22 protein-coding genes and 2 pseudogenes are annotated in these 25,985 nt (G+C 54.9%); 9 read left to right on the top strand and 15 right to left on the bottom strand.

Going from position 1 to position 25,985, the window contains the following annotated elements; translation table 11 throughout:
- Positions 1 to 52: 52 nt before the first annotated feature.
- Positions 53 to 1,099, bottom strand: a complete 1,047-nt coding sequence (hemB, locus tag KNV97_RS19185; RefSeq protein ID WP_218562588.1) for a porphobilinogen synthase — start codon at positions 1,097 to 1,099, stop codon at positions 53 to 55.
- A gap of 231 nt (positions 1,100 to 1,330) precedes the next feature.
- Here hemB and KNV97_RS19180 point away from each other — a divergent pair, with 231 nt between their 5' ends.
- Positions 1,331 to 2,092, top strand: coding sequence for a TatD family hydrolase (locus tag KNV97_RS19180; RefSeq protein WP_136487303.1), 762 nt, complete (start codon positions 1,331 to 1,333; stop codon positions 2,090 to 2,092).
- 144 nt (positions 2,093 to 2,236) lie between these two features.
- Here the strand turns inward: KNV97_RS19180 and tatC are convergent, their stop codons facing one another.
- The 7 genes and pseudogenes from tatC to rmuC form a co-directional block, all read right to left on the bottom strand.
- Positions 2,237 to 2,989, bottom strand: coding sequence for a twin-arginine translocase subunit TatC (gene tatC / locus KNV97_RS19175; RefSeq protein ID WP_136487302.1), 753 nt, complete (start codon positions 2,987 to 2,989; stop codon positions 2,237 to 2,239).
- A gap of 57 nt (positions 2,990 to 3,046) precedes the next feature.
- Positions 3,047 to 3,439 carry a Sec-independent protein translocase protein TatB gene (tatB, locus tag KNV97_RS19170; protein WP_136487301.1) on the bottom strand — a complete coding sequence of 131 codons (393 nt, stop codon included), beginning with the start codon at positions 3,437 to 3,439 and terminating at the stop codon, positions 3,047 to 3,049.
- A gap of 3 nt (positions 3,440 to 3,442) precedes the next feature.
- The gene (gene tatA, locus KNV97_RS19165) at positions 3,443 to 3,688 is read right to left on the bottom strand and encodes a Sec-independent protein translocase subunit TatA (protein WP_136487300.1); all 246 of its coding nucleotides are present in this window, start codon (positions 3,686 to 3,688) and stop codon (positions 3,443 to 3,445) included.
- 50 nt (positions 3,689 to 3,738) lie between these two features.
- The gene (gene ubiB, locus KNV97_RS19160; RefSeq protein WP_218562587.1) at positions 3,739 to 5,373 is read right to left on the bottom strand and encodes a ubiquinone biosynthesis regulatory protein kinase UbiB; all 1,635 of its coding nucleotides are present in this window, start codon (positions 5,371 to 5,373) and stop codon (positions 3,739 to 3,741) included.
- Positions 5,370 to 5,975: a ubiquinone biosynthesis accessory factor UbiJ gene (locus KNV97_RS19155; protein ID WP_136487298.1), complete on the bottom strand. Its 606-nt coding sequence runs from the start codon at positions 5,973 to 5,975 to the stop codon at positions 5,370 to 5,372. The genes ubiB and KNV97_RS19155 overlap by 4 nt, the downstream gene beginning before the upstream one ends.
- Positions 5,976 to 5,984: 9 nt before the next feature.
- Positions 5,985 to 6,763, bottom strand: a pseudogene (gene ubiE, locus KNV97_RS19150) (bifunctional demethylmenaquinone methyltransferase/2-methoxy-6-polyprenyl-1,4-benzoquinol methylase UbiE).
- Positions 6,764 to 6,811: 48 nt separating this feature from the next.
- The gene (gene rmuC, locus KNV97_RS19145; protein ID WP_218562586.1) at positions 6,812 to 8,335 is read right to left on the bottom strand and encodes a DNA recombination protein RmuC; all 1,524 of its coding nucleotides are present in this window, start codon (positions 8,333 to 8,335) and stop codon (positions 6,812 to 6,814) included.
- 127 nt (positions 8,336 to 8,462) lie between these two features.
- Between rmuC and KNV97_RS19140 the strand changes: the two genes are divergently transcribed.
- Positions 8,463 to 9,368, top strand: a complete 906-nt coding sequence (locus KNV97_RS19140) for a DMT family transporter (protein WP_136487295.1) — start codon at positions 8,463 to 8,465, stop codon at positions 9,366 to 9,368.
- On the opposite strand, the pseudogene KNV97_RS19135 reads toward KNV97_RS19140, so the two are convergent.
- The 6 genes and pseudogenes from KNV97_RS19135 to KNV97_RS19110 all read right to left on the bottom strand — a co-directional run bounded on the left by KNV97_RS19135 (position 9,365) and on the right by KNV97_RS19110 (position 15,743).
- Positions 9,365 to 10,196, bottom strand: a pseudogene (locus KNV97_RS19135) (HDOD domain-containing protein). The gene KNV97_RS19140 and the pseudogene KNV97_RS19135 overlap by 4 nt on opposite strands.
- Positions 10,197 to 10,276: 80 nt before the next feature.
- Positions 10,277 to 11,116, bottom strand: coding sequence for an arabinose operon transcriptional regulator AraC (gene araC / locus KNV97_RS19130; protein WP_136487293.1), 840 nt, complete (start codon positions 11,114 to 11,116; stop codon positions 10,277 to 10,279).
- 65 nt (positions 11,117 to 11,181) lie between these two features.
- The gene (locus KNV97_RS19125; RefSeq protein WP_218562585.1) at positions 11,182 to 11,724 is read right to left on the bottom strand and encodes a hypothetical protein; all 543 of its coding nucleotides are present in this window, start codon (positions 11,722 to 11,724) and stop codon (positions 11,182 to 11,184) included.
- Positions 11,725 to 11,781: 57 nt separating this feature from the next.
- Complete coding sequence (araA, locus tag KNV97_RS19120) at positions 11,782 to 13,284, bottom strand: L-arabinose isomerase (protein WP_136487291.1); 1,503 nt, start codon at positions 13,282 to 13,284, stop codon at positions 11,782 to 11,784.
- A 13-nt stretch (positions 13,285 to 13,297) separates the two neighbouring features.
- Positions 13,298 to 14,047 (bottom strand): L-ribulose-5-phosphate 4-epimerase, encoded by a 750-nt coding sequence (locus KNV97_RS19115; RefSeq protein ID WP_136487290.1) that lies wholly within the window; start codon positions 14,045 to 14,047, stop codon positions 13,298 to 13,300.
- Between the two features lies 1 nt (position 14,048).
- A complete protein-coding gene (locus KNV97_RS19110; RefSeq protein ID WP_136487289.1) occupies positions 14,049 to 15,743 on the bottom strand; it encodes a ribulokinase in 1,695 nt (564 codons plus the stop codon).
- Between the two features lie 361 nt (positions 15,744 to 16,104).
- Between KNV97_RS19110 and KNV97_RS19105 the strand changes: the two genes are divergently transcribed.
- The 7 genes from KNV97_RS19105 to yjfF all read left to right on the top strand — a co-directional run bounded on the left by KNV97_RS19105 (position 16,105) and on the right by yjfF (position 24,637).
- Positions 16,105 to 17,103 (top strand): arabinose ABC transporter substrate-binding protein, encoded by a 999-nt coding sequence (locus KNV97_RS19105; protein ID WP_136487288.1) that lies wholly within the window; start codon positions 16,105 to 16,107, stop codon positions 17,101 to 17,103.
- Between the two features lie 76 nt (positions 17,104 to 17,179).
- Complete coding sequence (gene araG, locus KNV97_RS19100; protein WP_136487287.1) at positions 17,180 to 18,694, top strand: L-arabinose ABC transporter ATP-binding protein AraG; 1,515 nt, start codon at positions 17,180 to 17,182, stop codon at positions 18,692 to 18,694.
- A gap of 17 nt (positions 18,695 to 18,711) precedes the next feature.
- Positions 18,712 to 19,698 carry an L-arabinose ABC transporter permease AraH gene (gene araH / locus KNV97_RS19095; protein WP_136487286.1) on the top strand — a complete coding sequence of 329 codons (987 nt, stop codon included), beginning with the start codon at positions 18,712 to 18,714 and terminating at the stop codon, positions 19,696 to 19,698.
- A gap of 349 nt (positions 19,699 to 20,047) precedes the next feature.
- Positions 20,048 to 21,007: a galactofuranose ABC transporter, galactofuranose-binding protein YtfQ gene (gene ytfQ / locus KNV97_RS19090; protein ID WP_218562584.1), complete on the top strand. Its 960-nt coding sequence runs from the start codon at positions 20,048 to 20,050 to the stop codon at positions 21,005 to 21,007.
- Between the two features lie 111 nt (positions 21,008 to 21,118).
- Positions 21,119 to 22,624, top strand: coding sequence for a galactofuranose ABC transporter, ATP-binding protein YtfR (gene ytfR, locus KNV97_RS19085; protein ID WP_218562583.1), 1,506 nt, complete (start codon positions 21,119 to 21,121; stop codon positions 22,622 to 22,624).
- 10 nt (positions 22,625 to 22,634) lie between these two features.
- Complete coding sequence (gene ytfT / locus KNV97_RS19080; RefSeq protein WP_136487283.1) at positions 22,635 to 23,651, top strand: galactofuranose ABC transporter, ATP-binding protein YtfT; 1,017 nt, start codon at positions 22,635 to 22,637, stop codon at positions 23,649 to 23,651.
- Positions 23,648 to 24,637, top strand: a complete 990-nt coding sequence (yjfF, locus tag KNV97_RS19075; RefSeq protein ID WP_136487282.1) for a galactofuranose ABC transporter, permease protein YjfF — start codon at positions 23,648 to 23,650, stop codon at positions 24,635 to 24,637. Before ytfT ends, yjfF begins: the two co-directional genes overlap by 4 nt.
- An 84-nt stretch (positions 24,638 to 24,721) precedes the next feature.
- On the opposite strand, the gene KNV97_RS19070 is transcribed toward yjfF, so the two are convergent.
- Positions 24,722 to 25,909 (bottom strand): BaiN/RdsA family NAD(P)/FAD-dependent oxidoreductase, encoded by a 1,188-nt coding sequence (locus tag KNV97_RS19070; RefSeq protein WP_168797050.1) that lies wholly within the window; start codon positions 25,907 to 25,909, stop codon positions 24,722 to 24,724.
- Between the last annotated feature and the right edge of the window lie 76 nt (positions 25,910 to 25,985).

Here is a 25,985-nt window from a genome sequence, read left to right as displayed (position 1 = left end):
GTATAAAAAAGGCCGGCACTGCGGCCAGCCTGGATAATGGCAACAGACTCGTTTAGTCCGCGCGGCGCAGATATTCAGCCGCCGTGGCATTATCCTCAGCCAGCCACTCGGCCACATCTTTGGCAAAATAGGTCAGAATGCCATCGGCACCGGCACGTTTGAAACACAGCAGCGATTCAAACACGGTTTCACGCTCAGCCAGCCAGCCGTTATTAATCGCTGCTTTATGCATCGCGTATTCACCTGAGACCTGGTAAGCAAACGTTGGCACCTGCAGTTCGCTTTTCACCCGGCGTACCACGTCAAGATACGGCATACCCGGCTTGACCATCACCATGTCCGCCCCTTCATTGATGTCCAGCGCCACTTCATGCAGCGCTTCATCACTGTTGGCCGGATCCATTTGGTAATTTTTCTTGTTGCCGCCCTTGAGATTACCAGCAGAGCCGACGGCATCACGGAACGGACCATAATAATTGGAAGCATATTTGGCCGAATAAGCCATGATCTGGGTATGAATATGCCCGGCCTCTTCCAGTGCCGCGCGGATTTTACCGATCCGGCCATCCATCATATCTGACGGTGCAACCACATCGGCACCGGCCGCGGCGTGTGACAGCGCCTGCTTAACCAGCACCTCGGTGGTCTCGTCATTCATCACATAGCCGTCGTCGTCGATAATGCCGTCCTGACCATGGGTAGTGTACGGATCAAGCGCGACATCGGTGATGACACCAATTTGCGGTACATGCTCTTTAAGCAGACGCACCGCGCGCTGCACCAGACCATCCGGGTTGTACGCTTCGGTCGCACACAGGCTTTTGGCGTCCTGGTTAACCACCGGGAAGAGTGCAATCGCCGGCACACCAAGATTCGCCAGATACAGTGCCTCTTCCAGCATCAGATCAATCGACAAACGTTCGACACCCGGCATCGATTCCACCGCTTCACGGCGATCTTTGCCCATCAGAATAAACATCGGATAAATCAAATCATCCACTGACAGCTGATTTTCCGCCATCAGACGACGGCTGAAATCGTGCTTACGCAGACGGCGCATGCGGCGCCCCGGAAACTGACCTTGAATGGATACAGACACTCTACTCTCCTTATGATTCGACCTGATACTGGCGCTGATGCCACCCTGGCTCAGGCATTTTTTCGCAGCTCTGCGGCATCACCTGATGTGGTGATAGTACCGCCTGGTGGCGAAATGATATCACTCCTACTTCACGGCGCTAGGATCTGGCGGGAAAAATGCAAAAAATGACCCCAAGCTCACACTCACGTATACTGGGATTTTTCGACAGCCAACGAACGAGAGTGCGCTATGATTGACAGCCATGCCCATATTTATGCCAGTGAGTTTGACCAGGATCGTGACGAGGTGGTCAGCCGGGCACTGGCTCAGGGAATCGAGCAGATCCTGCTGCCGAATATCGATCTCGACTCCATCGCGCCAATGCTGGCGACCGAAGCGGCTTACCCGCAGGTATGCCGCTCGATGATGGGTTTGCACCCCTGTTATGTCGACAGCAACATCACCCAAACGCTGGCCGAGATTGAAGCCTGGTTTGACCGGCATAATTTCATTGCCGTGGGTGAAATCGGTATCGATTTATACTGGGATAAAACCTACCGCACTGAACAACAAATGGCATTCGTGACCCAGCTTAACTGGGCCAAACAGCGCGATCTGCCTGTGGTGATCCACACCCGGGATTCGATTGAAGAGACCCTGACTTTGCTGCGTCAGGAGCAGGACGGCCAGCTGCGCGGTGTGTTCCACTGTTTTGGTGGCAGCGTGGCAGAAGCGCAAGCGATTAATGAGCTGGGTTTCCACCTTGGCCTGGGCGGTGTATCAACCTTTAAGAATGGCGGAATGGATCAGGTCATCCCGCATCTGGATATGAACTACGTTATTCTGGAAACCGACTGCCCTTATCTGGCGCCGGTACCGCATCGCGGCAAGCGTAATGAACCGGCCTATACCCAGCTGGTCGCACAGCGTGTCGCTGAACTGCGAGAGACCGATGTGGCCGACATTGATCGCATCACCACCCACAACGCAAAAACGCTGTTTAAGCTCTAATCAGCGCTGAGCGACCATCAGACCGGATGACGCCAGCTCGCAGGTCAATCCTGCTGCGCACAAACAGCAAGAGCGGCCCGCAGGCCGCTCTTGGTTATTTTACCGTTTCTCGTTTATCGACGTCGATTGTGGTGACAGGCTAAATCACTCCTGCTCCGCATCCTCTTGCTGGTCATCTTTGCGGGTGTAAAAACGGGCAAAGAACAGACCGATTTCAAACAACAGACACATCGGAATGGCGAGCAGCGTCTGCGATACCATATCCGGCGGCGTCAGCAGCATGCCGACAATGAATGCCGCCACAATAATATACGGACGCTTCTCTCCCAGCTCTTTTGGCGTCGTGACACCCGTCCAGCACAGCAAAATAATCGCCACCGGCACCTCGAACGCGACTCCGAACGCCATAAACAGCGCCAGAACGAAGTCGAGATAACTGGCGATGTCGGTCGCAAACTCGACCCCGCCTAGCGAGATAGCGGTAAAGAAACCGAACACCAGCGGAAAAACCACGAAATAGGCGAACGCGACACCGCAATAAAACAGCAGCGAGCTGGATAGCAACAGCGGGAAAATCAGGCGGCGTTCGTGCTTATACAGGCCCGGCGCAACAAATGCCCACACCTGGTACAAAATAAACGGTACCGCAATAAAGACCGCGACGATCAACGTCAGTTTCAGCGGAGTAAAAAACGGCGACGCCACATCAGTGGCGATCATGGTCGCCCCTTCCGGCAAACGATCCACCAGCGGCCGCGAGACAAATTCGTAAATCGTATTCGAAAAATAAATCAGCCCGACAAACACCACGATCACCGCTGCGATACAACGCAGCAGGCGATCACGAAGCTCCAACAAATGGCTGATCAACGGTTGAGTCTGTTCGACTGAAGACATTGAAACCTCATGTAACCGGACCTGACAGCTGCCATCGGCAGTGCTTGGCCGGAGTAATTAGTCGGCTTTCTTTTCTGCCGTGTTGGACGGCTCGGCTGAAGCAGAATTGCTCACAACAGGCTCGGCATCCGATGACGCCGCTTCACTCTGCGCCTGCGCAGCGTAAGGACGCTGCACATCACGCGCAGCCTGCTTAAGCGTATCCACCGATTCCTGCAACTCTGGCGACAGATTTTTCATGTTCATCTGTTCCGCCTTGCGCAGGTTTTCCTGCAGCTCCTGCACCTTGAGTTCATGAGCCAGTTCATCTTTGACGCTGTTGGCCATGTTCTTGGCGGACGAAACGAATTTCGCCACGCTGCGAATGGCTGTCGGCAGACGTTCCGGACCTAACACCACCAGAGCCACGACAGAAATTAATACCAGTTCCCAAAAACCGATATCAAACACGATTTAGGCCTGCTCTTTGTCTTTCTTTGTCTCAGCAGCAGCCGCTTCGCTTTTCTGCTGTTCCAGATTCTTTGGTTCAAAGTCGGCATCTTTCTTCGCCGTTGTCTGGTCATCTTCCGACATGGCTTTCTTAAAGCCTTTCACCGCACCACCCAGATCGCCACCGATACCACGCAGTTTCTTCGTACCAAACAGCAAGACGACGATAACGGCAATGATAAGAAGTTGCCAAATACTGATCCCACCCATTTTCTTTACCTCGGGTTATTAGTTACACAAATATTTCAAGAGATTAACGTCTACTGACGATAAGCTCGCCAACTCAACAGCCAAAATACGACGCCGGCAATCGCACCGCCTGCCGCCCATTGCTCGTAGTGGCTGGACAGCAATATTGCCGAGCATACGACTAAAGTGGCGCCAACACCAAATAAAAACTTACCCGTCGCCTGCTGGCGCTTACTGTCACGGTAGCCCTGGTAAAACTGCTCCATGCGGGTATTCAAATTTTTGCCCTGCTTGAGACTGTCATACAGTAACTCAGGCAACTCAGGCAGTTTTTCTGCCCAGAACGGCGCTTTTTCTTTGATGGCATTCACCACCGCTTGCGGGCCGACCTGGTTCATCATCCATTTTTCCAGAAACGGCTTGGCGGTTTGCCACAGGTCGAGTTGCGGATACAACTGACGCCCTAAACCTTCTACGTAGAGCAGCGTTTTCTGGAGCAGTACCAGCTGCGGCTGCACTTCCATATTGAAGCGACGCGCAGTGTTGAACAGATTCAGCAATACATGGCCAAACGAAATATCGCACAGCGGTTTGGCAAAAATCGGTTCGCACACAATGCGAATCGCCACTTCGAATTCATCGATATTGGTATCCTGCGGAACCCAACCGGAGTCAACATGCAACTGAGCAACTTTACGGTAGTCGCGGTTGAAAAACGCCAGGAAGTTTTCGGCCAGATAGCGCTTATCTTCGGCATTCAAGGTGCCGACAATACCGCAATCAAGACCAATCCACATCGGATTGTCCGGATGCTCAGGGCTGACAAACACATTGCCCGGATGCATATCGGCATGGAAAAAACTGTCGCGGAAAACCTGGGTGAAAAACACCGTTACACCACGCTCAGCCAACAGTTTCATATTGGTACCATTGGCCTGCAGACGGTTAACGTCTGAAACCTGGATGCCGTATATTCGCTCAGAAACCATGACAGTTTTATTACTGAGCTCAGTAATAATTTCCGGCACGTACAGTTCATCACTACCTTCGAAGTTACGCCGCAGCTGGATGGCATTGGCGGCTTCACGGCGCAGGTCCAGTTCATCGAGCAGCGTTTTTTCGTACTCACGCACCACTTCTACCGGCTTAAGGCGGCGAGCCTCCGGTGTAACCCGGGCCAGAATACGCGCTAGACGGTACATCAGTTTCAGATCGGCATTGATGACCGGACGAATATCCGGACGAATCACTTTCAGCACCACTTCGCGGCCATTGGACTTGAGCTTGGCAGTGTGTACCTGGGCAATCGAGGCCGAGGCGAGCGGTTCAATATCAAACTCATCAAACCAGGTTTCCAGCGGCCCGCCGAGGGCTTTCTCCATCTGCTGCTTGGCCAGTGCACCATCAAACGGCGCGACTTTATCCTGCAACAGGGCCAGCTGATCGGCAATATGCGGCGGGAACAGGTCACGTCGGGTCGACATCATCTGACCGAACTTGATCCACACCGGTCCGAGCTCCTGCAGCGCGAGACGCAGCCGTTCACCCAGTGGTTTATCCGCATGCTGGTTACGAATCCAGAACATCGATTTACGCGCCAGACGTGGCACCCGAGCCAACTGATGATCAGGCAGGAACTCGTCCAGACCATACTCAAGCTGGACTTTGATAATCCGGTATAAACGCTTTACTTCGGCCAGGGTCATACTCGTTCCAACAACTTGGCTAAACGGGCTTCAACGCGCGCAGCCTGACTTTTGACATCATCAACCTGATCGCAGAAATGGGCGATCTCGAGCGCAGCCGGAGCGACACGCCACTCTTCGGTCAGCACCTGGCCGAGGTGATTCTGATGTTTGCTGATCCGGGCATGCAATGCAGCGCCGACATTTTTCACCCCTTGCACCAGACCGTGGGCAACCACATCACCGGTGACACGTGACAGCCATTCTTCAAGATCCGGCTTACAGTCGGTCATCAGTTGGGAGAATTTCTGCGCCAGCTGAATGTCGCCTTCCAGCACCAGTTTGTCCTGTTTAATCAAACGGGTAATGTTGGCCTGCTCACGCAGTTCAGGCAATACCGAGAGGTGGAGCGACAGATAGCAGTCCGGCTCACCTTCATAGTTAGCCAGCACATCAATCTGCTGGCTGAAGATAAAGGTCAGGGTCTTATTCAGTTCTTTGAGATGAACCTGGATCACCTGCCCCTTAAGGCGGGCAAGGCGGCGTTCGAGTTCAGGATCATCATGAATCAGAGTATTGAGCGATGATTCGATCACCGCCGTAACTAAAGGTTCAAACGGCATAAGCGGTCCTTAGAATTTGTAACCGCGGTGCAGAGCCACAATCCCGCCAGTCAGGTTGTAATAGCTGGCATTATCGAAACCGGCCTCTTCCATCATTCCTTTCAGGGTTTCCTGATCCGGGTGCATACGAATCGACTCCGCCAGATAACGGTAGCTATCGGCGTCGTTAGCGATCAACTGGCCCATCTTCGGCAGAATGTGGAATGAATAAGCATCATACACTTTCGACAGCGGATCGAGCAGAGGTTTGGAGAACTCCAGTACCAGCAGACGACCGCCCGGCTTGAGTACGCGGTACATAGAACGTAACGCTTTGTCTTTGTCAGTCACGTTACGCAGACAAAAACTGATGGTGATACAGTCAAAATAGTTATCTGGAAACGGCAGTTCTTCTGCATTGGCCTGCACATAATGTACGTTGCCGACAATACCGCGGTCACGCAGCTTATCGCGGCCGACATTGAGCATCGAGTTGTTGATATCGGCCAGGATCACATGACCTTGTTCGCCCACGATACGGGAAAATTTTGCGGTCAGGTCACCGGTACCACCGCCCAGATCCAGAATACGCTGCCCCGGACGCGCACCGGAACAATCGATGGTAAAGCGCTTCCACAGACGGTGAATCCCCCCGACATCATGTCATTCATCATGTCGTATTTGGCTGCCACTGAGTGGAATACCTGGGCCACTTTGGTCGCTTTCTCCGCGGTCTTTACTGTCTCAAAACCGAAATGGGTGGTTTCTTGATTCTCTGCTGTATTGGTTTGCACTCTGGTATCCGTCATTGTGTTTCCTCTTGAGCCGTGTTCACGACTAAACTGCAACTGCGGCGATTAGTTTACTTTATCCTCAGCTTGATGTCTTTCTTCTAACCCGAAATCTGTTTCATGCTGAGCCTTTTCGACCCACTGCTGGCCGATAGAACGTTTGACTTCCACCCCGAGCTGTTTAAACCCCTCCGCCTGACGAATCGCATTACCACGACCACTGGCCAGTTTGTTCATTGCGCCCTGATAACTCTGATTGGCTTTATCCAACGCACCGCCCAGCCCTTCCATATCATCGACAAACAGACGCAGCTTGTCGTACAGGCGGCTGGCCCGCTCGGCAATGAGCTTGGCGTTCTGGTTCTGGCGGTCGTTACGCCACAGGTTATCGATCGTGCGCAGCGCCACCAGCAAGGTGGTCGGGCTGACCAGAATAATGTTGTGCTCCATCGCATCTTTGACCAGACTCGGGTCAGCCTGAATCGCAACCTGGAACGCCGGCTCAACCGGAATAAACATTAATACGTAATCCAGGCTCTGAATGCCTTTGAGCTGATGATAATCCTTCTGCCCCAGCCCTTTGATGTGACTGCGCAGCGCCAGCAGGTGATCGCGCAGCGCCACATCGCGCTCCGCGTCCGTCTCGGCATGGAAGTAACGCTCGTAAGCCACCAGCGCCATTTTCGAGTCAATCACCACCTGTTTGTCATGCGGCAGATGGACAATCACATCCGGCTGATAGCGTCTACCCGCCTCGTTTTGCAGGCTGACCTGGGTCTGGTATTCGTGCCCTTCACGCAGGCCGGACTCCGCCAGTACCCGCGCCAGCACCACCTCGCCCCAGCTACCCTGCTGTTTATTATCACCTTTCAGCGCCTGCGTCAGGTTGAGCGCTTCTTTGGCCATCTGTTCATTGAGGCGCTGCAGATTACGCAGTTCATGCACCAGCGTATGGCGCTCTTTCGCTTCCTGGTTAAAACTGTCATTCACCTGGCGCTTAAAGCCGTCCAGCTGCTCACGCAGTGGTGACAACAAACCATCCAGGCTCTGACGGTTCTGCTGATCCACCTTGGCGGTTTTGGCTTCAAACACCTGATTGGCCAGCTGTTCAAACTGCTGCTTGAGGCGCTCTTCGGCGCGCTCCAGCAGCTGCAGTTTTTCCTGGCTCGATTCCAGTTGCTGCTGATGACGGGCCTGTTGTTCATGCAGTTGCACTTCAAGCTGCGCTTTTTCTTCCCGCAGCCGGCCCAGCTCATCGCTGTATTGCTGCCGTTCCTGTTTAATCGCCTCGAAATAACGCAATTTTTCCAGCACCGCCATCATTTTGCCGTGTGACTGGCGCAATTCGAATTCCGCTTTATCACGCTCCTGATCGAGCTGTTCCAGCTCCTGCTGGGCACTGCTGAGTGATTGTTGCAACTGGGTGATTTGCTGCTCATGCCAGCGCGCTTCGCTGCTCAGTTGCTGTTGCAGCAACTGGGCCTGAACCTGATATTTTTGTTTGACCCACCAGCCGACGGCCAGACCAGACACGGCAGCGGCGCCCAGTGCGGCCAGACAGGCTTCCAGGTTGTCGAGAATCCATTGCATAATAACGGTTTACTTACTTTGGGTTGTTGACAAAAAGAGTATTTCGATACTGGATAAATGTCCAGTTTGTCGGCACATTATTCCGCGCTTAGACTAGCGACTAAGCAAACATGGAATGGAAACTTGTATGAATGAAGGTCGTGCCCTGGGATTAGGGCTGAGTGCAGTATTACTCTGGTCTACCGTCGCCACCGCGTTTAAGCTGACCCTGGCCCAGTTCACGCCAATCCAGATGCTGACCGTGGCCTGTATCGTCTCGGCTCTGGCGCTGCTCGCCATCTGCTGCTGGCAGGGTAAACGCCAGCTGATCGTCCCGACTCTGATTGCTAACCCCGGTTATTACCTGCTGCTTGGCCTGATCAACCCGCTCGCTTACTATCTGATTCTGTTCAAAGCCTACGACCTGCTGCCGGCCTCTCAGGCTCAGGCGATCAACTACAGCTGGGCCATCACCCTGACCTTGATGGCGGCGCTGTTTCTCGGCCAGAAAATCCGTGTTCAGGACTGGATTGCCTGCGTACTGAGTTATTTCGGCGTGGTGGTGATCGCCACTAAAGGCGATGTACTGGGTCTGCAGTTTGACAGTCCGCTCGGCGTCGGACTGGCCCTGATCTCGACCTTGCTGTGGGCCGGCTACTGGATTCTGAATACCAAAAACAAGGCGGACCCTGTGGTCGGCGTCCTGCTCGGCTTTGTTATCGCCATCCCGTTTGCGATTGCGATCAGCCTGTATGAAGGCGCCGCCTGGAACGCCATCACCGCCAGCGGCTGGGCAGCGGTCACTTACGTCGGCCTGTTTGAAATGGGCATTACCTTTGTGCTGTGGCTGAGCGCACTGAAAAACACCCATAATACCGCCCGCATCAGCAACCTGATTTTTGTCTCGCCGTTTGTATCCCTGATTTTACTCGCCACCATCATCGACGAACAGATTCACCCGACCACACTGATCGGGCTGGTTCTGATCATCACCGGCCTGGTTATTCAGCAGTTCAAACGTAAACGCAGTAAACTGGCGGCAGAAAAAGCCTAGAACAACTGATGGGCCAGTTCAGCGCCCTGACCGCGCACCTGATCGATGACGACATAGCACTGCGGGTCAAGCTTAAGTGCTTTCACCGCCGGATGACGCTCAAGAAAAGCCTGTTTTTCCTGCGCATCAAACAGTGAATCCCAGCGGCGATGGACATCGCGCGCCAGATAAAGCACACACGCCAGACGTTTCGATTGCTCCGCCTGACCAGGGTGATTGACATGCTCGATGGCATCCGCCATCTCGGGCGGAAAATTCCACGCTTTCGCCAGCTGAGCCCCCCAGCTGTTGTGCATCAACCCCTAGCAACTCCTGCTGCACCTCACTGGCTTTTTCCCCCTGACGGACTCGCTGTTCAATCTGTTCAGCCTTGGTCGGTTCCAGCGCGTGAATCATCAGCTCACCGATATTATGCAAAACGCCGGTGGTAAAGGCCTCATTCGAATCCAGTTTGAGCGGTTTGGCCAGCTTGCTGGCGATCATGGCTATTTCAAATGTATGCGACCAGTAGTCTTTGATATTGAGTGTTTTCAGCGCCGGAAACACCCCTGACACCACAGAAGAAGAGATCAGGGTGCGCACCGCACCACTGCCGACACGGACAATGGCATCGCTGATGGTCGATACCCCTTTGCTTGCGGCGTTGCCAAACTGGGCCGAATTGGCCATCCGCAGCACCCTGGCGCTGAGTACCTGATCCATCGACATCTTGCGCGATAAATCACTGAAATCGACATTGTCACGATGAACCATATTGAGCAGTTCCTGCTGGATGCTCTCGATACGGGGCAATTCATTGAGGCGGGAGATCAGGGCTTCTTGATTCATGCTTGCACTCCTTGTGGCAGCCAACAGCAATACTATAGGACAGATTTCGGCGCGGCAGCAGGGCAATAATGAGAGATTTATCAGGTAATTTGCTCGCGGTACATTTTCGGACTGACCCCAGCTTTACGCTTGAACACCCGTGAAAAATAGAGCGGATCGGAATAACCGACGATCCGGCCAATGTGATTGACTGAATAGTGAGTCGTCACTAACAGTTGTTTGGCTCGGCTGATGCGCTGATCATCGCGCCACTGGGTAATGGTCATCTTCATTTCATCACGAAACAGATGGCCAAGCCGGGACGGTGACAAACAGGTGTGGGCCGCGATCTCCTCCAGAGTAAAATCCTGGTTGAGGTTCTGGGTCATATAGTTAATCGCCTGGATAATGCGCGGATCAAGCGGTTTACTCACCACATCCGGCTGCACGGTTTTACAGCGGATCAGCAGTTGCTCCAGCAGGTTAATCGCCAAATCATCGCGATACGGCATATCCGACTTGGCGGTATATTCAATATCGACAAACAGGTTTTCGATATGCTCTATCGTCTGCGCGTCCAGCCCCTGAGTCAGGAACACGCCGTTACGCTCTTCCTGCCAGCTCAACCAGTCATTCCAGAACGCGCGCGGACGGAAATAAACCCAGCGATGGAACCAGGATGCACTGTCGGTTTTACGATGATAGAAATGGTTAGCGCTGGGTGGAAACAGCAGCAGATCGCCCGGTTTCACGTGAAACATCTGTTCACCGCAAAAGATTGTGCCTTCGCCTTTGCTGGTGATGTTAATAATGTAACCCTTCATACCGCCGGGACGATCTATGGTGTAATCCAGTTCATCGCCTTCAATGATCGGCGTCAGCCCGGCCACCAGGTGTGCATCGAAATTGTAGCCAGGTTTGAGAGGATCGGTTGTTTGCATAGACCAACAGTCGCTGAATTTTTCCCTAGTGTAGGGGCTGCCTGTTAGCTTGGCGATTTTTGAGTTCACACTTTTTCCAATACGATCCACTGGGTGGCAGAAAATGCTTCACGAAACAGATCGGTTTTGGCCGCCTGACGAATAAAATCACTCGGCAGGCCATGCCGCGCACGCTGCCAGTGCTGGGAAGACGGCGCCGGTAACTCACGGCTGGCCGCCGCGATTGGCGAAGGCTGCGCAGTGACAGGCTGGATGACATGGCGGATATCAAGCCGAGTCGGAATGCTGTTACGCGCCAGATACTCAATCACCACCGCTGGCTGCTCCGATTGCTGATGAAAGAAGTAATTCATGTTGAGTGACAAACGGTCACTGTGATGCCACTGGCACCACTGCTCGATACGCTCCGCACGATGACGAAATTTCCACTCCGCCGCCGACAGATCGAGCTGCTCACCATTATTGGTCAATTCCAGTCGTCCCTGATAGAGCATCTGCCCGGCGTGATAGAGCTGAAACTCTGTCGGACGGGCTGTCGACACCCTCAGGGTCCACAACTGATGATGAATATCAAAGCTGGGTTCGCGACAAGACTCGTCTACGCTCACTATGCATTACCTCTTTGTGCTTGTGCGTCCCCTCTGCACGCAAAGGGGACAGACGACTTAAACGCCGGAAGCCAAGCGATAGTACACACTTTGCATTTTGAGCTCCGACTTGAATTGACGCAGATTGGTCTGCTGGTCGATAAGCACCATTTCCATGCCCAGCATATCGGCGTAGTCGCTCAGCATCTCGACGCTGACTGCCTGGCTGTAAGCACTGTGGTGCGCGCCGCCGCCATGGATCCAGGCCGCCGCCGCGGTTTGCAGATCCGGCAGAGGCTGCCACAGGGCATGCGCGACCGGCAGATGCGGCAGGCTTTGTGGCGGCGCAACCGTGTTGAGACAGTTGACCAGCATGCGGAAGCGGTTACCGAGGTCAATCACCGACACATTGAGCGCAGGTCCCTGCTCACCACTGAACAACAAGCGCGGTACATCACAACGCAGGCCGATAGTGTGCGGATGGATTTCCAGCTTAGGCTTCGCCGCGGCAATGCTCGGACACACCTCCAGCATATGCGCGCCCAGCACCTGATCGGTCGCGCCAAAGTGGTAAGTGTAATCTTCCATAAAGGAAGTGCCGCCACGGCGGCCTTTACCCATCTGCTTCATGATGTGCACCATGGCCGACGTTTTCCAGTCGCCTTCGCCACCGTAACCGAAGCCTTTCGCCATCAGGCGCTGTGTCGCCAGGCCCGGCAGCGATCCCAGTCCGGTCAGGTTCTCGAACGTATTGGTGAATGCACTGGCGCCAACGGAAGTGAGGAAGCGTTCCATGCCGATTTCCAGCCGGGCCTCACGCTGCATAATCTTACGCAGGTCACTGTCATTGATCAGCGCCGCATCCATCGCATAGCTCGACGCGTATTCGTCCAGCATACGGGCCACATCCGCCTCGGAGACGGCATCGACAACCTCGGTCAGTTCGCCCAGGCCGTAAGCGTTGACTTCATAGCCAAACTTAATCTGCGCCGAAACCTTGTTGCCTTCCGTTACTGCCACCTGACGCATATTATCACCAAAACGCGCCACTTTCAGGCTTTGACCGACCGCGATACCTACCGCCGCGCGGCACCAGTCATCAATCTGCTCATGCACCTGCGGATTCTGCCAGTGACCAACCACGACTTTACGGTCAATATCCATCCGGGTACCGATGAAACCGAACTCTCGACAACCATGTGCACTCTGGTTAAGGTTCATGAAGTTCATATCGATCGAATCCCACGGCAACGCGGCATTGAACTGGGTATGCAGGTGTAAAAACGGCTTGTTGAGCTGGCTCAGGCCGGCAATCCACATTTTGGCCGGTGAGAAGGTATGCATCCACAGCACCAGGCCAAGACAGTCCGGATCGTTATTGGCTGCGCGGCACACGGCGAGGATTTCGTCCGGCGTTTTCACCGTACCTTTATCTACCATAGGCACCGAAATCGCCGCAGACTCGTTGAGCCCTGCCACGATGTGAGCGCTGTCCTGGGCCACTTGCTGCAAAACTTTCGGGCCATACAGATGCTGAGAGCCGGTTACAAACCATACTTGCTTATCGTTAAATACTTTCATTCTATTTCCCTGCTTATTTTTTATGACTGTCGGCCTGGCCGTAATAGGCATTGGCGCCGTGTTTGCGGAGGTAATGTTTGTCGAGCAATGCCTGATTGATGTATTCCACCGCCGGATTGATCTGCAGTGTCTGCAGCGCCATCGACGCCACCACTTCCATCACCACGGCGTTATGCACCGCCTGGTGGGCATCTTTGCCCCAACTGAACGGGCCATGTTCTTTGACGATCATGCCCGGTGTCGCCATCGGATCCTGGTCTGCCAGGGTTTCCACCATCACCAGACCGGTATTGAGTTCGTAATCGCTGGCGATTTCTGCGTTCGACAGCGCGCGGGTACAGGGAATACTGCCGTAGAAGTAATCCGCATGCGTGGTGCCCAGCGCCGGAATGGCCTTACCTGCCTGAGCCCAGGCCGTGGCATGCGGTGAATGGGTGTGCACCACACCGCCGATGTGTGCATAGGTGCGGTACAGCACCAGATGCGTCGCCGTGTCGGAAGACGGATTCAATTCTCCCTCAACAATGTCACCAGCCAGGTTGACCACCACCATGTTGTCAGCGCTGAGATCTTCATACGCCACACCGCTCGGCTTAATCACCACCAAGCCGGATTCGCGGTCAATCGCGGACACATTGCCCCAGGTGAATGTCACCAGATTGTGGCGCTGCAGATCCAGATTGGCCTGCCACACCTCGTGGCGCAGCTTACGCAGACGCTCAGCCTGCGGGCGCACCGGATTGAGAGTTGCCTGTTGAGTCATGTTATTGCTCCTGCGCTTGATGAAATTCCGCCAGCTGCTCCAGGTGCTGACCTAACTGACGATAGCCCTGATAACGACGGGCGCGCAGCGCCTGCAACTCAGGGTCCGGCTGATACACGGCACTGATTGGGCTCGCCATGACCTGTTGCGCCTGCTGCGCATCGGCGTATACCCCGGCCGCGACCGCCGCAAATATCGCCGCCCCCAGCGCGCAGCACTGCTCTGAACGCACCACAGCAATCTCACGTCCGATCACATCGGCACACATCTGCATCACATAGGGTGATTTTTGCGAGATACCGCCAATGGCAATCACCCGCGCCACGTCTACGCCCTGATCGACAAAACAATCCACGATGGCTTTGGCACCGTGCGCGGTGGACTCCACCAGCGCCGCGAACAAAGCCGGCGCTTCCGAGCCAAGATTAAGGTCAGCCAGCGCACCTTTGAGGCGCTGGTTGGCATAAGGCGTGCGGCGACCGTTGTGCCAGTCCATTGCCAGTGGTGAATGCGGATTAAACTGATACTGCGCCGCCGCATCAGACAGCATAGGGATCAGCGCTTGCTCCAGTTCATCCAGGGTTTGCTGCGCCCCGGGGTGCTGCGCTGCGAAGCTCTGCAGTGGCCACAACAGGACCCGTTTCAGCCAGGCATAAATGTCACCAAAGGCCGACTGACCGGCTTCAAGTGCCATCAGCGCGGGCAGTGCACTGCCTTTGACCTGACCGCAGATACCATGAATCGTGCGCTCGCCAACGTCTCCGGCATCGACCATTAAAATGTCGCAGGTTGAGGTACCAATCACCTTAACCAAGTCATTCGCGCCGGCGCCGGCACCAACCGCGCCCATGTGACAGTCAAACTCACCGACGGCCACAGCAATCCCGGCCGGCAGGCCCAGCGTTTCCGCCCATTGCGTACTCAGTTGCCCGGCCTGCTGCTCAGCGGTATAAACCTGACTGAACATGCGCGCGCGCATGCCATCCAGCGTGGGTGAAATCGCCGACAAGAACGCCTGATCCGGCAGACCGCCCCAGCTGTCGTGCCACATCGCCTTGTGTCCGGCGGCACAAATACCGCGCCGCAGCGTATCGGGATGTTGGTTACCGCTCAGCAAGGCAGGAATCCAGTCACACAGTTCAACCCAGCTGTGCGCCCGGGCTGCGACCGCCGCATCCTGCTCACTGACCCAGGCGGCTTTGGCCCAGAACCATTCCGAGGAGTAGATGCCGCCGATGTATTTGGTGTAATCGGTAAAATCACCGCTATGTGCCAGCTGGTTGATGCGCTCCGCTTTGGCCACCGAGGTGTGGTCTTTCCACAAAATAAACATCGCATGCGGGTTGTGCTCAAACTCCGGCAGCAGCGCCAGCACATTGCCATCTGCATCAATCGGCGCCGGCGTGGAACCTGTGGTGTCCACGCCGATACCAACCACCGCCTGGCGCACGGCGGCCGGTTGAGCGGCCAACGCTGCCTGCACCGCGCTCGTCATCGCTTCAATATAATCTCGCGGGTGATGGCGAAACTGAGACTGTTCCGGCTGGTTATACAGGCCCTGCATCCAGCGCGGATAATAAGTGACACCGGAGGCCACCTCTTCGCCACTGGTCGCGTTAACCAGTAAGGCACGTACCGAGTCCGAGCCAAAATCAAGACCGATGACATACGCAGGCTGAGTAGCAAAATGCTCCATAACAACTCCATGTAGGGTGGGATTTTTATTTTGTTATAACTCCGCTACGCTGCGGCAACCATGACCACGACCGCTAGATATATGGATAAAAACGCCACATAGATAAAAGCGTGCTGTTGTTTAAAAAAAGGGCAAGCGATAAAAAGCTCACCAATAGTGCGCAAATGCCGTGATTTTCAGCCTGTCAGAGCGCCAATTTCGCACCATAAGCTGGCAACTGAGATCCGCATCATGTTCCCTCCCGCTAAATAAATGGACAAAATTGCTACAATCTTTAGGTGTGATTTTGGTCACTTCAACCTGGCGCGGAATCCTCAACTATGGATAGCGAAACAAACCCCTACCAGCGGATGGAATAACAATGAAACTAAAAACCCTACTCTCTACCGCAGTCCTCAGTGGATTGACCTTGTTAAGTGCTTCTGCCAATGCGTTCTTCGGTTCGGATGATGAATTGCGGCTTGGTTATCTGGTTAAACAGCCGGAAGAACCCTGGTTCCAGACTGAGTGGTCGTTCGCCGAACAAGCAGGCAAAGATCTCGGTTTTGAAGTGGTCAAAATGGCGGTGCCGGATGGCGAGAAAACCCTTAACGCCATCGATACCCTGGCCGCACAAGGCGCGAAAGGTTTTGTGATTTGCACCCCGGATCCAAAACTGGGTCCGGCCATCATGGCCAAAGCGAAAAGCTATGACCTTAAAGTAGTCACGGTCGACGACCAGTTTCTTAACGCCAAAGGCCAGCCAATGACGGACGTGCCGCTGGTGATGATGGCAGCAACGGCCATCGGTGAGCGCCAGGGTCAGGAGCTGTATAACGAAATGACCAAACGTGGCTGGGATGCCGCCACGACCGGTGTAATGGCAATTACTGCCGATGAACTCGATACCGCGCGCCGCCGCGTGGATGGTTCGATTTCCGCACTGAAAGCGGCTGGGTTCCCGGCCGGACAAATCTACCGCGTCCCAACCAAAACCAATGACATTCCTGGTGCACTGGATGCGGCCAACTCACTGCTGGTGCAATACCCGGACGTGAAACAGTGGCTGGTGGTCGGCATGAACGACAACACAGTACTGGGTGGCATTCGCGCCACTGAAGGCCAGGGCTTTGGTGCCGACAACGTGATCGGTATCGGTATCAACGGTGTGGATGCCGTCAACGAACTGGCTAAATCTCAACCGACCGGCTTCTATGGCTCTCTGCTGCCAAGCCCGGACGTGCACGGCTATCAAAGTATTGAATCGCTGTACAAGTGGGTCAAAGACGGTGTTGAACCGAAAAAATTCGTCGAAGTCACCGATGTGGTCCTGATCACGCGCGACAACTTCCGTGACGAACTGGCGAAAAAAGGCCTGTAAGTCGCTGCAGGGTGGCGACCGCCTTTCGGTCGCCACCGGATTCCACGGAGAGAAAGGATTAAACGGAGAAAACGTTATGGCGAAGTCCCCCTCTTACCTCGAATTTCGTAACATTTCCAAGCATTTCCCCGGAGTTAAAGCTCTGAGTAATATCAGCTTCCGCGCCAATGCCGGCAGCGTGCATGCTCTGATGGGCGAAAACGGCGCCGGAAAATCGACGTTACTGAAAACCTTGAGCGGGTTCCATAAACCAACCGACGGTCACCTGGCGATCGATGGCAAGGAGCACCTGTTTGACTCCACCAATGATGCGCTGGAACAAGGCATCGCGATCATTTATCAGGAACTCAACCTGGTGCCGGAACTGAGTGTGGCGGAAAACATCTACCTCGGTCAGTTGCCGACTAAGAATGGCCGGGTGGATAACGACACCCTCAACCGTAACGCGCGGGTGCAGCTCGAACGTCTGGGTGAAACCTTTGACCCATCGCGGCCGCTGAAAGAGTTTTCGATTGGTCAGTGGCAGATGGTTGAGATCGCCAAAGCGCTGAGCCGCAACGCGCAAATCATCGCCTTTGACGAACCAACCAGCAGCCTGTCACAACGGGAAATTAAAAACCTGTTTAAGGTGATTCGCGAACTGCGTGATGACGGCAAAATCATTTTATATGTCTCGCACCGTATGGAAGAGATCTTTGATCTGTGCGATGCGCTCACCATTTTTAAAGACGGTACTCACGTGCAGACCTTTGATGACCTCAGCGAACTGAGCCACGATCGCCTGGTTGAGCTGATGGTCGGCCGGGAAATCAACGACATCTATAACTACCGGGGACGCCAACATGGCCAGAGCGGATTACGCATCGAAAATTTCCAGGGCCCGGGGCTGAGCGCGCCAGTCTCGCTCGACATCAAACAGGGGGAAATCCTCGGCCTGTTTGGTCTGGTGGGAGCGGGACGTACCGAACTGACCCGGCTGATTTTCGGCGCTGAACGCGCAACAGGCGGTGATCTCTACCTGCATGATGTCAAAATCGGTATCAAAACCCCGCAGGATGCGATTCGCGCCGGTATCACCCTGTGCTCGGAAGACCGTAAAGCGGACGGCATCGTCCCTATCATGTCAGTCCAGGAAAACACCAACATCAGTGCCCGCCCCTGGTACCTGAAATTCAACAGCCTGATCGACTTTGAATGGGAAAAACGCAACGCACAGACACAGAAAGAGGCACTCAATGTCAAAGCCTCATCACTCGAGCAACCGATCGGCAAACTGTCGGGTGGCAACCAGCAGAAAGTGATTCTCGGCCGCTGGTTATCGACGGCAATGAGCGTGATCCTGCTCGATGAACCGACTCGAGGTATCGATGTCGGTGCCAAGTCGGAAATTTATGAACTGATTTTTAAGCTGGCTGAAAACGGCGTCACGGTACTGGTGGTATCCAGCGACTTACCGGAAGTACTTGGCATTTCCGACCGCCTGCTGGTGATGAAAGATGGTGCCGTGAGCGGTGAGCTGCAGCGGGACGAGTTTAATGAACAAGCGGCCCTGCGTCTGGCGATGCTGGGCAATGAAGCTGTCGCAGCTTAATCCTGAGGAAGAATATTATGTCTTTATCCAACCCTACCAAAGTGATCGATAGCGAGCCTGGCCGCTCAAGTTTTAACTTCGCCAAGATCTGGGACAAATTCGGCATGCTGATCGTGTTTGCCGGCCTGTTTCTGCTCTGCGCGCTGTTTGTGCCCTACTTTGCTACCTTCATCAATATGAAAGGCCTCGGCCTGGCTATCTCCATGAGCGGGATGGTGGCCTGTGCCATGCTGTTTTGTCTCGCCTGTGGCGATCTCGATCTGTCCGTGGCTTCGGTCATTGCCTGCTCCGGCGTGGTAACGGCGGTGGCGATCAACGCCACCAGCAGCGTGGTGCTCGGCGTCGGAGCCGGTCTGTTGTCCGGCGTGCTGTTTGGCCTGCTGAACGGGTTTGTGATTGCCAAACTGCAGATTAACGCGCTGATCACCACCCTGGCGACGATGCAAATCGCGCGCGGTCTGGGCTACATCATCTCCGACGGAAAAGCGGTCGGCATTACCGAAGAGAGCTTCTTTGCCCTGGGGAACTCATCCCTGCTCGGTATCCCGACCCCGATCTGGCTGACTATAGTGACCTTCGCGGTGTTTGCTTTCCTGCTCAACCGCACCGTGTATGGCCGTAACACCCTGGCCATTGGTGGTAACGAAGAAGCGGCCCGTCTGGCCGGCGTCAACGTGGTCAAAACCAAGATGATCATCTTCACCGTGTCCGGCTTTATCTCGGCGCTGGCCGGGGTGATTCTGGCAGCGCGCATGACCAGTGGTCAGCCGATGACCTCAGTCGGTTTCGAACTGGTGGTAATTTCAGCCTGTGTCCTGGGTGGCGTATCGCTCAAAGGCGGCATAGGTAAAGTCTCTTATGTGATTGCCGGGGTGCTGATCCTGGGCACGGTTGAGAATGCCATGAACCTGCTCAATATGTCACCGTTTGCCCAATACGTCGTGCGCGGCGCAATTCTGCTGGCAGCCGTTATTTTTGACCGCTATAAACAGAAATCGCAGTAAGTGGGGAACTTTCTGCTGTTTTGCCTCCTTATTGCCTGCAATAAGGAGGCTTTTTTATGCGCCGCTTCTCATTCATTCCCTTCAGTCCGCCCTGTGGTCACGAATCGCTGCGAAATGGCGGCGAATACCCGCCAAACTGCGCAATAATGCTAATAAAATGGACATATTTGCTGGCAAAACCTTTCTGTGACCGAGCTCTAGCTGCTTAACAATTGATCAACCTATTATTAACTCACTCTCATATCTGGCCCGCTGATAACACATTCTAAAATTCCAGCGCCAGATAGCTAAAAGCCATACGTCTACTCCGAGAGTGAAACAAAAAAATCAACAAGATAGGGAATAAATCATGTTAAAAAAACTCTCTTTAGCTGCCTCCATCAGTGCGGTACTGATGTCCGGTTCACTGCTGGCCAACACCCTTACCGTCGGCTTCTCACAAATTGGTTCTGAATCCGGTTGGCGAGCCGCCGAAACCGCCGTTTCCAAAGCAGAAGCAGAAAAACGCGGTATTAACCTCAAAATTGCTGATGCACAGCAAAAACAGGAAAATCAGATCAAAGCGGTCCGTTCGTTCATCGCCCAGGGCGTGGATGCCATCTTTATCGCCCCAGTGGTGCAGACGGGCTGGGGTCCGGTCCTGGAAGAAGCCCGTGACTATGATATTCCGGTCTTTCTGCTCGACCGCGGCATCAGCGTAGAGGATGACTCGCTCTATACCACCGCTATCACCGCTGACAACGTGCTGGAAGGCAAAGTCGCCGGTCAATGGCTGATTGATAAAGTCGGCAGCCAAGCCTGTAACGTGGTTGAACTGCAGGGCACCGTCGGCGCCAGCGTGGCGATTGACCGTAAACAGGGCTTTGCCGAGGCGCTGAAACAGGCTGACAACGTGCAGATAGTCCGTACCCAGTCCGGTGAATTTACCCGTAGCAAGGGCAAAGAGGTGATGGAGAGTTTCATCAAAGCGGAAAATAACGGCAAGAACATCTGCGCGGTGTTTGCTCACAATGACGACATGGCGATCGGCGCCATTCAGGCGATTAAAGAAGCCGGCCTCAAACCGGGCAGCGATATCGTCATTGTCTCCATTGATGCGGTGCCGGACATCTTCAAGGCCATGCTTAACGGCGAGGCCAACGCCACGGTCGAGCTGACGCCGAACATGGCCGGTCCCGCCTTCGATGCCCTGATCGCCCTGAAAGACAAAGGCACTGTCCCGCCGAAGAAAATCGTTACCGAGTCCAAGCTGTACCTGCCGGATGACGCCCAGTCGCAACTGGAGCTGAAACAAGATCTGGGCTACTGATTGGATGTCGTCATCACAGATCTGAATAACTGGCTTATCCAAGTCACTCACGCTCAGCGTGAGTGACAGATTCAGCGGTGCCCGGCCCAACGGGCACCTTCGGGAGCGATTATGTCTTTAGCACACCAATCACCAACGCTGCTCAGTGCACGCGGGATATGCAAATATTTTCCCGGAGTGAAAGCACTGGATAAGGTGGATTTCACCCTGCAGCGGGGCGAGATCATGGCTCTACTGGGCGAAAATGGCGCCGGTAAATCGACCCTGGTGAAAACCCTGACCGGAGTCTATCAACGCGACAGCGGCACAGTGGAACTCGATGGCGAGACCATCACACCGCACAACACAGCCCATGCCCAGCAACTGGGGATCGGCACCGTGTATCAGGAGGTCAACCTGCTGCCCAATATGACGGTGATGGACAACCTGTTTATCGGCAATGAACCGCGTAAATGGGGCCTGGTCGATCGCCGCACGATGGCCAGAGAAGCGCACGATATTGTTCGCAGTTACGGGCTCGATATCGATGTCAGCCAGCCGCTTAATCATTTTTCGGTCGCTATCCAGCAGGTGATCGCCATCGCACGCGCCATCTCACTGTCAGCCAAGATACTCATCCTCGATGAACCCACCGCCAGTCTGGACAGCAACGAAGTCGCCATGCTGTTTGCCATCATGCGCCAGTTGAAACAACGTGGTATCAGCCTGGTGTTTATTACCCATTTTCTCGATCAGGTGTATGAGATCAGCGACCGCATTACCGTGCTGCGTAACGGTCAGCTGGTCGGCACCCGAGACACCGCTCAACTGCCCCAGCTGGAGCTGGTGAAAATGATGCTGGGGCGCGAGCTCGACCAGAGTGCTCTGCACCGGGCCGGTAAAACCCGTCTCAGTGATGAACCTGTGGTGGAGTTTCACCAATTTGGCAAACAGGGCTGTATCGCCCCGTTTGACCTCAAAGTGCATGCCGGTGAAATCGTCGGCCTGGCCGGCTTGCTCGGCTCAGGCCGCACTGAAACGGCGCAGGTTATTTTCGGTATCGAGCGCAGCGACAGTGGCGAATGTCGTCTGAAAGGCCAGCCGGTTGCCATCCGCTCTGCCCGCCACGCCGCGCAACTCGGTTTCGGCTACTGTCCGGAGGATCGCAAAACCGATGGCATCATAGGTGCCGCTTCCGTGCGGGAAAACATTATTCTCGCCCTGCAGGCGCAGCGTGGCTGGTTCAAGCCGGTGCCGCGCAAAGAGCAGGACGCTATCGCACAGCGTTTTGTGCGCCAGCTGGAGATTAAAACCCCGGATATTGAGCAACCGATTGAGTTTCTCTCCGGCGGCAACCAGCAAAAAGTGCTGCTGGCACGCTGGCTGCTGACCAAACCCAGGTTTCTGATCCTGGATGAGCCGACCCGCGGCATCGATGTCGGTGCCCACGCCGAAATCATCCGTCTGATTGAGAGCCTGTGTGCCAACGGCCTCGCCCTGCTGGTGATCTCTTCCGAGCTGGAAGAGCTGGTCGGTTATGCCGATCGGGTGCTGGTGCTGAAAGACCGGCGTCAGGTGGCGGAAATCCCCACCGCGGATCTCTCTGTACCGGCCATCATGCAAGCTATCGCGCTGTAAGGAAGACGTTATGACCATTCTCAATACCCCGGCGCTGGGCAAGCAGCGCCACCGCTCCGGCTCGCTGCCCAAAGGCACACCACAATTGGCAGCGCTGGTGCTGCTGTTTGTTATCAATGCCCTGATCGCCGATAACTTTTTCTCCATTCATATTCAGGATGGCCGCCTGTTTGGCAGCGTGATCGATATTTTTAATCGCGGTGCGCCGGTCGCCCTGCTGGCACTGGGCATGACCCTGGTCATCGCCACCGGCGGGATTGATCTCTCGGTCGGTGCGGTGATGGCGATCAGCGGCGCTGTGCTGGCCAGCATGGCACAGCAGGGCTATGCACCGGGCACCATTCTACTCTGCGCCCTGCTGTCCGGTGTCGCATGCGGATTGTGGAACGGCTTTCTGGTCGCGATCTGCAAAATCCAACCAATCGTCGCTACCCTGATCCTGATGGTGGCCGGGCGCGGCGTGGCCCAGCTCATCACCGAAGGCCAGATTGTCACCTTCAGTAATACCAGCCTGGCCTGGTTTGGCAGCGGCTCGCTCCTCTATCTGCCAACGCCAATTATACTGCTGCTACTGAGTACCCTGGCATTGTGGGCTCTGACCAAAAAAACCGCGCTCGGTCTGTTTATCGAATCGGTAGGTATCAATATCCGTGCCGCCAAAAACGCCGGTATCCATACTCCGGCGATCGTGATGTCTGTCTATATGCTGAGCGGCGTCATGGCTGCCGTGGCCGGCATTATCGTCGCAGCGGATATTCGCGGCGCGGACGCCAATAACGCCGGTCTGTGGCTGGAAATGGATGCCATTCTGGCGGTAGTGATTGGCGGCACCGCGCTGATGGGCGGACGTTTCAACCTGCTGCTGACCCTGGTTGGCGCCTTCATTATCCAGAGTATTAACACCGGAATTCTGCTGTCCGGTTATCAGCCGCAATGGAATCACATTGTCAAAGCCATGGTGGTACTCACCGTGCTGATACTGCAATCACCGGCGGTGCTGCAGCTGCTAAAGAGGAAATCATCATGATGCAACGTCATTTTCCGCTGTTAATCACCATTGGTGTGTTTCTGCTCGGTTACCTGTACTGCATGGTGGAATTTCCGGCCTTTCTGTCCACCCGGGTCATCTGTAACATTCTGACTGACAATGCCTTTCTCGGCATTCTCGCCGTAGGTATGACATTTGTGATCTTATCCGGCGGTATCGATTTGTCGGTCGGCTCGGTGGTAGCCTTCAGCGGGGTATTTCTCGCCACTGTGATCGGAGACTGGGGCCTGCATCCGTATCTGGCCATGGGGCTGGTGCTGGTGCTGGGCGCGCTGTTTGGCGGCCTGATGGGCTGGGTGATCGACGCTCTCAAGATCCCGGCTTTTATTGTTACTCTGGCCGGGATGTTTTTCCTGCGCGGGGTCAGTTTCCTGATTTCTGAGCAGTCGCTGCCGATTGAGCACCCGGTGTACCGCGAGTTATCACGCAGTGCCTGGCATATTGCCGGCGGCGGCCGGCTTAGTCTGATGGCGGTGGTGATGCTGGTGATCGTAGTCGCCGGTATCCTGCTGGCGCACCGCACCCGCTTTGGCAATAACGTCTATGCCGTCGGCGGTAATGCAGCGTCTGCCGCCCTGATGGGGGTGCCGGTCAGACGCACAACCGTCGGTATTTATATGCTGTCGACCTTTCTCGCCACCTGCGCCGGAATAGTGTTTTCCATCTATACCTCAGCGGGTTACCCGCTGGCGGCGGTCGGTGTCGAACTGGATGCGATTGCCGCCGTGGTGATTGGCGGCACGCTGCTGTCAGGCGGCGTGGGCACGGTGTTTGGTTCGCTGTTTGGCGTGTTAATTCAGGGCCTGATTCAGACCTACATTACCTTTGATGGCACCTTAAGCTCGTGGTGGACCAAAATCATTGTCGGGATTCTGCTGTTCAGCTTTATTGCCCTGCAACGTCTGCTGCTGGTAATGAGCGAGCGGCGCCGTCACCTCAGCAGCGCTGCGCTCAGCGGCGGATAAAAACAAAGCCGCCGGAGAGGACCCATCCCGGCGGCGCATACCAAGCGGCTGTCTTTTCTGGCCGTGACTCTTGTCTCAGGCCCGTTACACCCATTGTCCGGCGACGTAACCGCTCGACCAGGCCCACTGGAAGTTGTAGCCGCCCAGCCAGCCGGTGACATCCATCACTTCGCCGACAAAATAGAGCCCGGGCACGCTGTTGCATTGCATGGTTTTGGAGGAAATCGCATCGGTATCGACCCCGCCCAGGGTCACTTCTGCGGTGCGGTAACCTTCCGTGCCGTTCGGCACGATACGCCACTGCTCAAGTGTGGTGGTGATCTGTGCCAGTTCTTTGGAATTAAACTGTTTTAGCGGTTTGTCGCTCAGCCATTTACGCTCAATCAGCACTTCCACCAGCCGTTTTGGCAGCACCCGTGCCAGGGTATTTTTCAGACTCTGGTTGGGATGCTTGTCACGCGAGCGGGTCAGCAACTCTTCCACATCCACGTCCGGCACCAGATTAATGGTGACTGCCTGGCCCGGCTTCCAGTACGAGGAGATCTGCAGTACTGCCGGTCCCGACAGACCCCGGTGGGTAAACAGCAGCGCTTCTTTAAACACCTGACCACATTCGGCGCGGATTTCTGCCGGTACCGCAATACCCGATAGCTCGGCCAACGCCTCTTTATCTTCGACATGCAGGGTAAACGGCACCAGGCCGGCCGTGGTCGTGTGTACTGCCAAACCAAACTGCTCAGCCACCTTGTAGCCAAACGGCGTTGCACCCAGTTTCGGCATCGATAAACCACCACTCGCCACCACCAGTGACTCACACTCAATGTCACCCGCCGAAGTATGCAGGCTAAAGCCGCTCTCGGTCTTGGCGATGTCAAGCGTTTCAACCTGATAGCGCTGGCTGATGGTCGGCTGGTCACATTCAGCCAGCAGCATATTGACAATATCTTTGGCGGAATCGAGGCAGAACAGCTGCCCGTGATCGCGCTCTTCAAAGTCGATCCCGTACTTGCTCACCATGGCGATAAAATCCCAATTGGTGTACTGCGACAGCGCCGATTTAACAAAATGCGGGTTGCGGCACAGGTAATTGGCCGCCGAGACATCGTAGTTGGTGAAATTACAGCGTCCGCCACCAGAGATGAGGATTTTGCGCCCCGGTTTTTTGGCGTGATCGATGACCAGCACCCGACGGCCCCGTTTACCGGCTTCGGCCGCACACATCAGCCCGGCAGCACCGGCTCCAATGACCACCACATCGACTTTTTCACTCATAATTTCCACACTCAACTGCAATAAAAAAGGATGTGCAGCGCACATCCTTACTCACTCGGGGCGGTATTCTAACGGC

Origin of the sequence: Vibrio ostreae, assembly GCF_019226825.1 — a bacterium.
Lineage (GTDB): Bacteria > Pseudomonadota > Gammaproteobacteria > Enterobacterales > Vibrionaceae > Vibrio > Vibrio ostreae.
This window is presented reverse-complemented; position numbering and strand designations above follow the sequence as displayed.

What these genes read in the sequence shown, in the direction of transcription:
- KNV97_RS19070 (WP_168797050.1), bottom strand. Translation starts at nt 25,909, where the DNA reads ATGAGTGAAAAAGTCGATGTGGTGGTCATTGGAGCCGGTGCTGCCGGG.
- ytfR (WP_218562583.1), top strand. Translation starts at nt 21,119, where the DNA reads ATGTCTTTAGCACACCAATCACCAACGCTGCTCAGTGCACGCGGGATA.
- KNV97_RS19155 (WP_136487298.1), bottom strand. Translation starts at nt 5,975, where the DNA reads ATGCCGTTTGAACCTTTAGTTACGGCGGTGATCGAATCATCGCTCAAT.
- ubiB (WP_218562587.1), bottom strand. Translation starts at nt 5,373, where the DNA reads ATGACCCTGGCCGAAGTAAAGCGTTTATACCGGATTATCAAAGTCCAG.
- ytfT (WP_136487283.1), top strand. Translation starts at nt 22,635, where the DNA reads ATGACCATTCTCAATACCCCGGCGCTGGGCAAGCAGCGCCACCGCTCC.
- araH (WP_136487286.1), top strand. Translation starts at nt 18,712, where the DNA reads ATGTCTTTATCCAACCCTACCAAAGTGATCGATAGCGAGCCTGGCCGC.
- KNV97_RS19180 (WP_136487303.1), top strand. Translation starts at nt 1,331, where the DNA reads ATGATTGACAGCCATGCCCATATTTATGCCAGTGAGTTTGACCAGGAT.
- tatC (WP_136487302.1), bottom strand. Translation starts at nt 2,989, where the DNA reads ATGTCTTCAGTCGAACAGACTCAACCGTTGATCAGCCATTTGTTGGAG.
- KNV97_RS19110 (WP_136487289.1), bottom strand. Translation starts at nt 15,743, where the DNA reads ATGGAGCATTTTGCTACTCAGCCTGCGTATGTCATCGGTCTTGATTTT.
- rmuC (WP_218562586.1), bottom strand. Translation starts at nt 8,335, where the DNA reads ATGCAATGGATTCTCGACAACCTGGAAGCCTGTCTGGCCGCACTGGGC.
- araC (WP_136487293.1), bottom strand. Translation starts at nt 11,116, where the DNA reads ATGCAAACAACCGATCCTCTCAAACCTGGCTACAATTTCGATGCACAC.
- KNV97_RS19115 (WP_136487290.1), bottom strand. Translation starts at nt 14,047, where the DNA reads ATGACTCAACAGGCAACTCTCAATCCGGTGCGCCCGCAGGCTGAGCGT.
- KNV97_RS19105 (WP_136487288.1), top strand. Translation starts at nt 16,105, where the DNA reads ATGAAACTAAAAACCCTACTCTCTACCGCAGTCCTCAGTGGATTGACC.
- KNV97_RS19140 (WP_136487295.1), top strand. Translation starts at nt 8,463, where the DNA reads ATGAATGAAGGTCGTGCCCTGGGATTAGGGCTGAGTGCAGTATTACTC.
- araA (WP_136487291.1), bottom strand. Translation starts at nt 13,284, where the DNA reads ATGAAAGTATTTAACGATAAGCAAGTATGGTTTGTAACCGGCTCTCAG.
- yjfF (WP_136487282.1), top strand. Translation starts at nt 23,648, where the DNA reads ATGATGCAACGTCATTTTCCGCTGTTAATCACCATTGGTGTGTTTCTG.
- tatA (WP_136487300.1), bottom strand. Translation starts at nt 3,688, where the DNA reads ATGGGTGGGATCAGTATTTGGCAACTTCTTATCATTGCCGTTATCGTC.
- ytfQ (WP_218562584.1), top strand. Translation starts at nt 20,048, where the DNA reads ATGTTAAAAAAACTCTCTTTAGCTGCCTCCATCAGTGCGGTACTGATG.
- araG (WP_136487287.1), top strand. Translation starts at nt 17,180, where the DNA reads ATGGCGAAGTCCCCCTCTTACCTCGAATTTCGTAACATTTCCAAGCAT.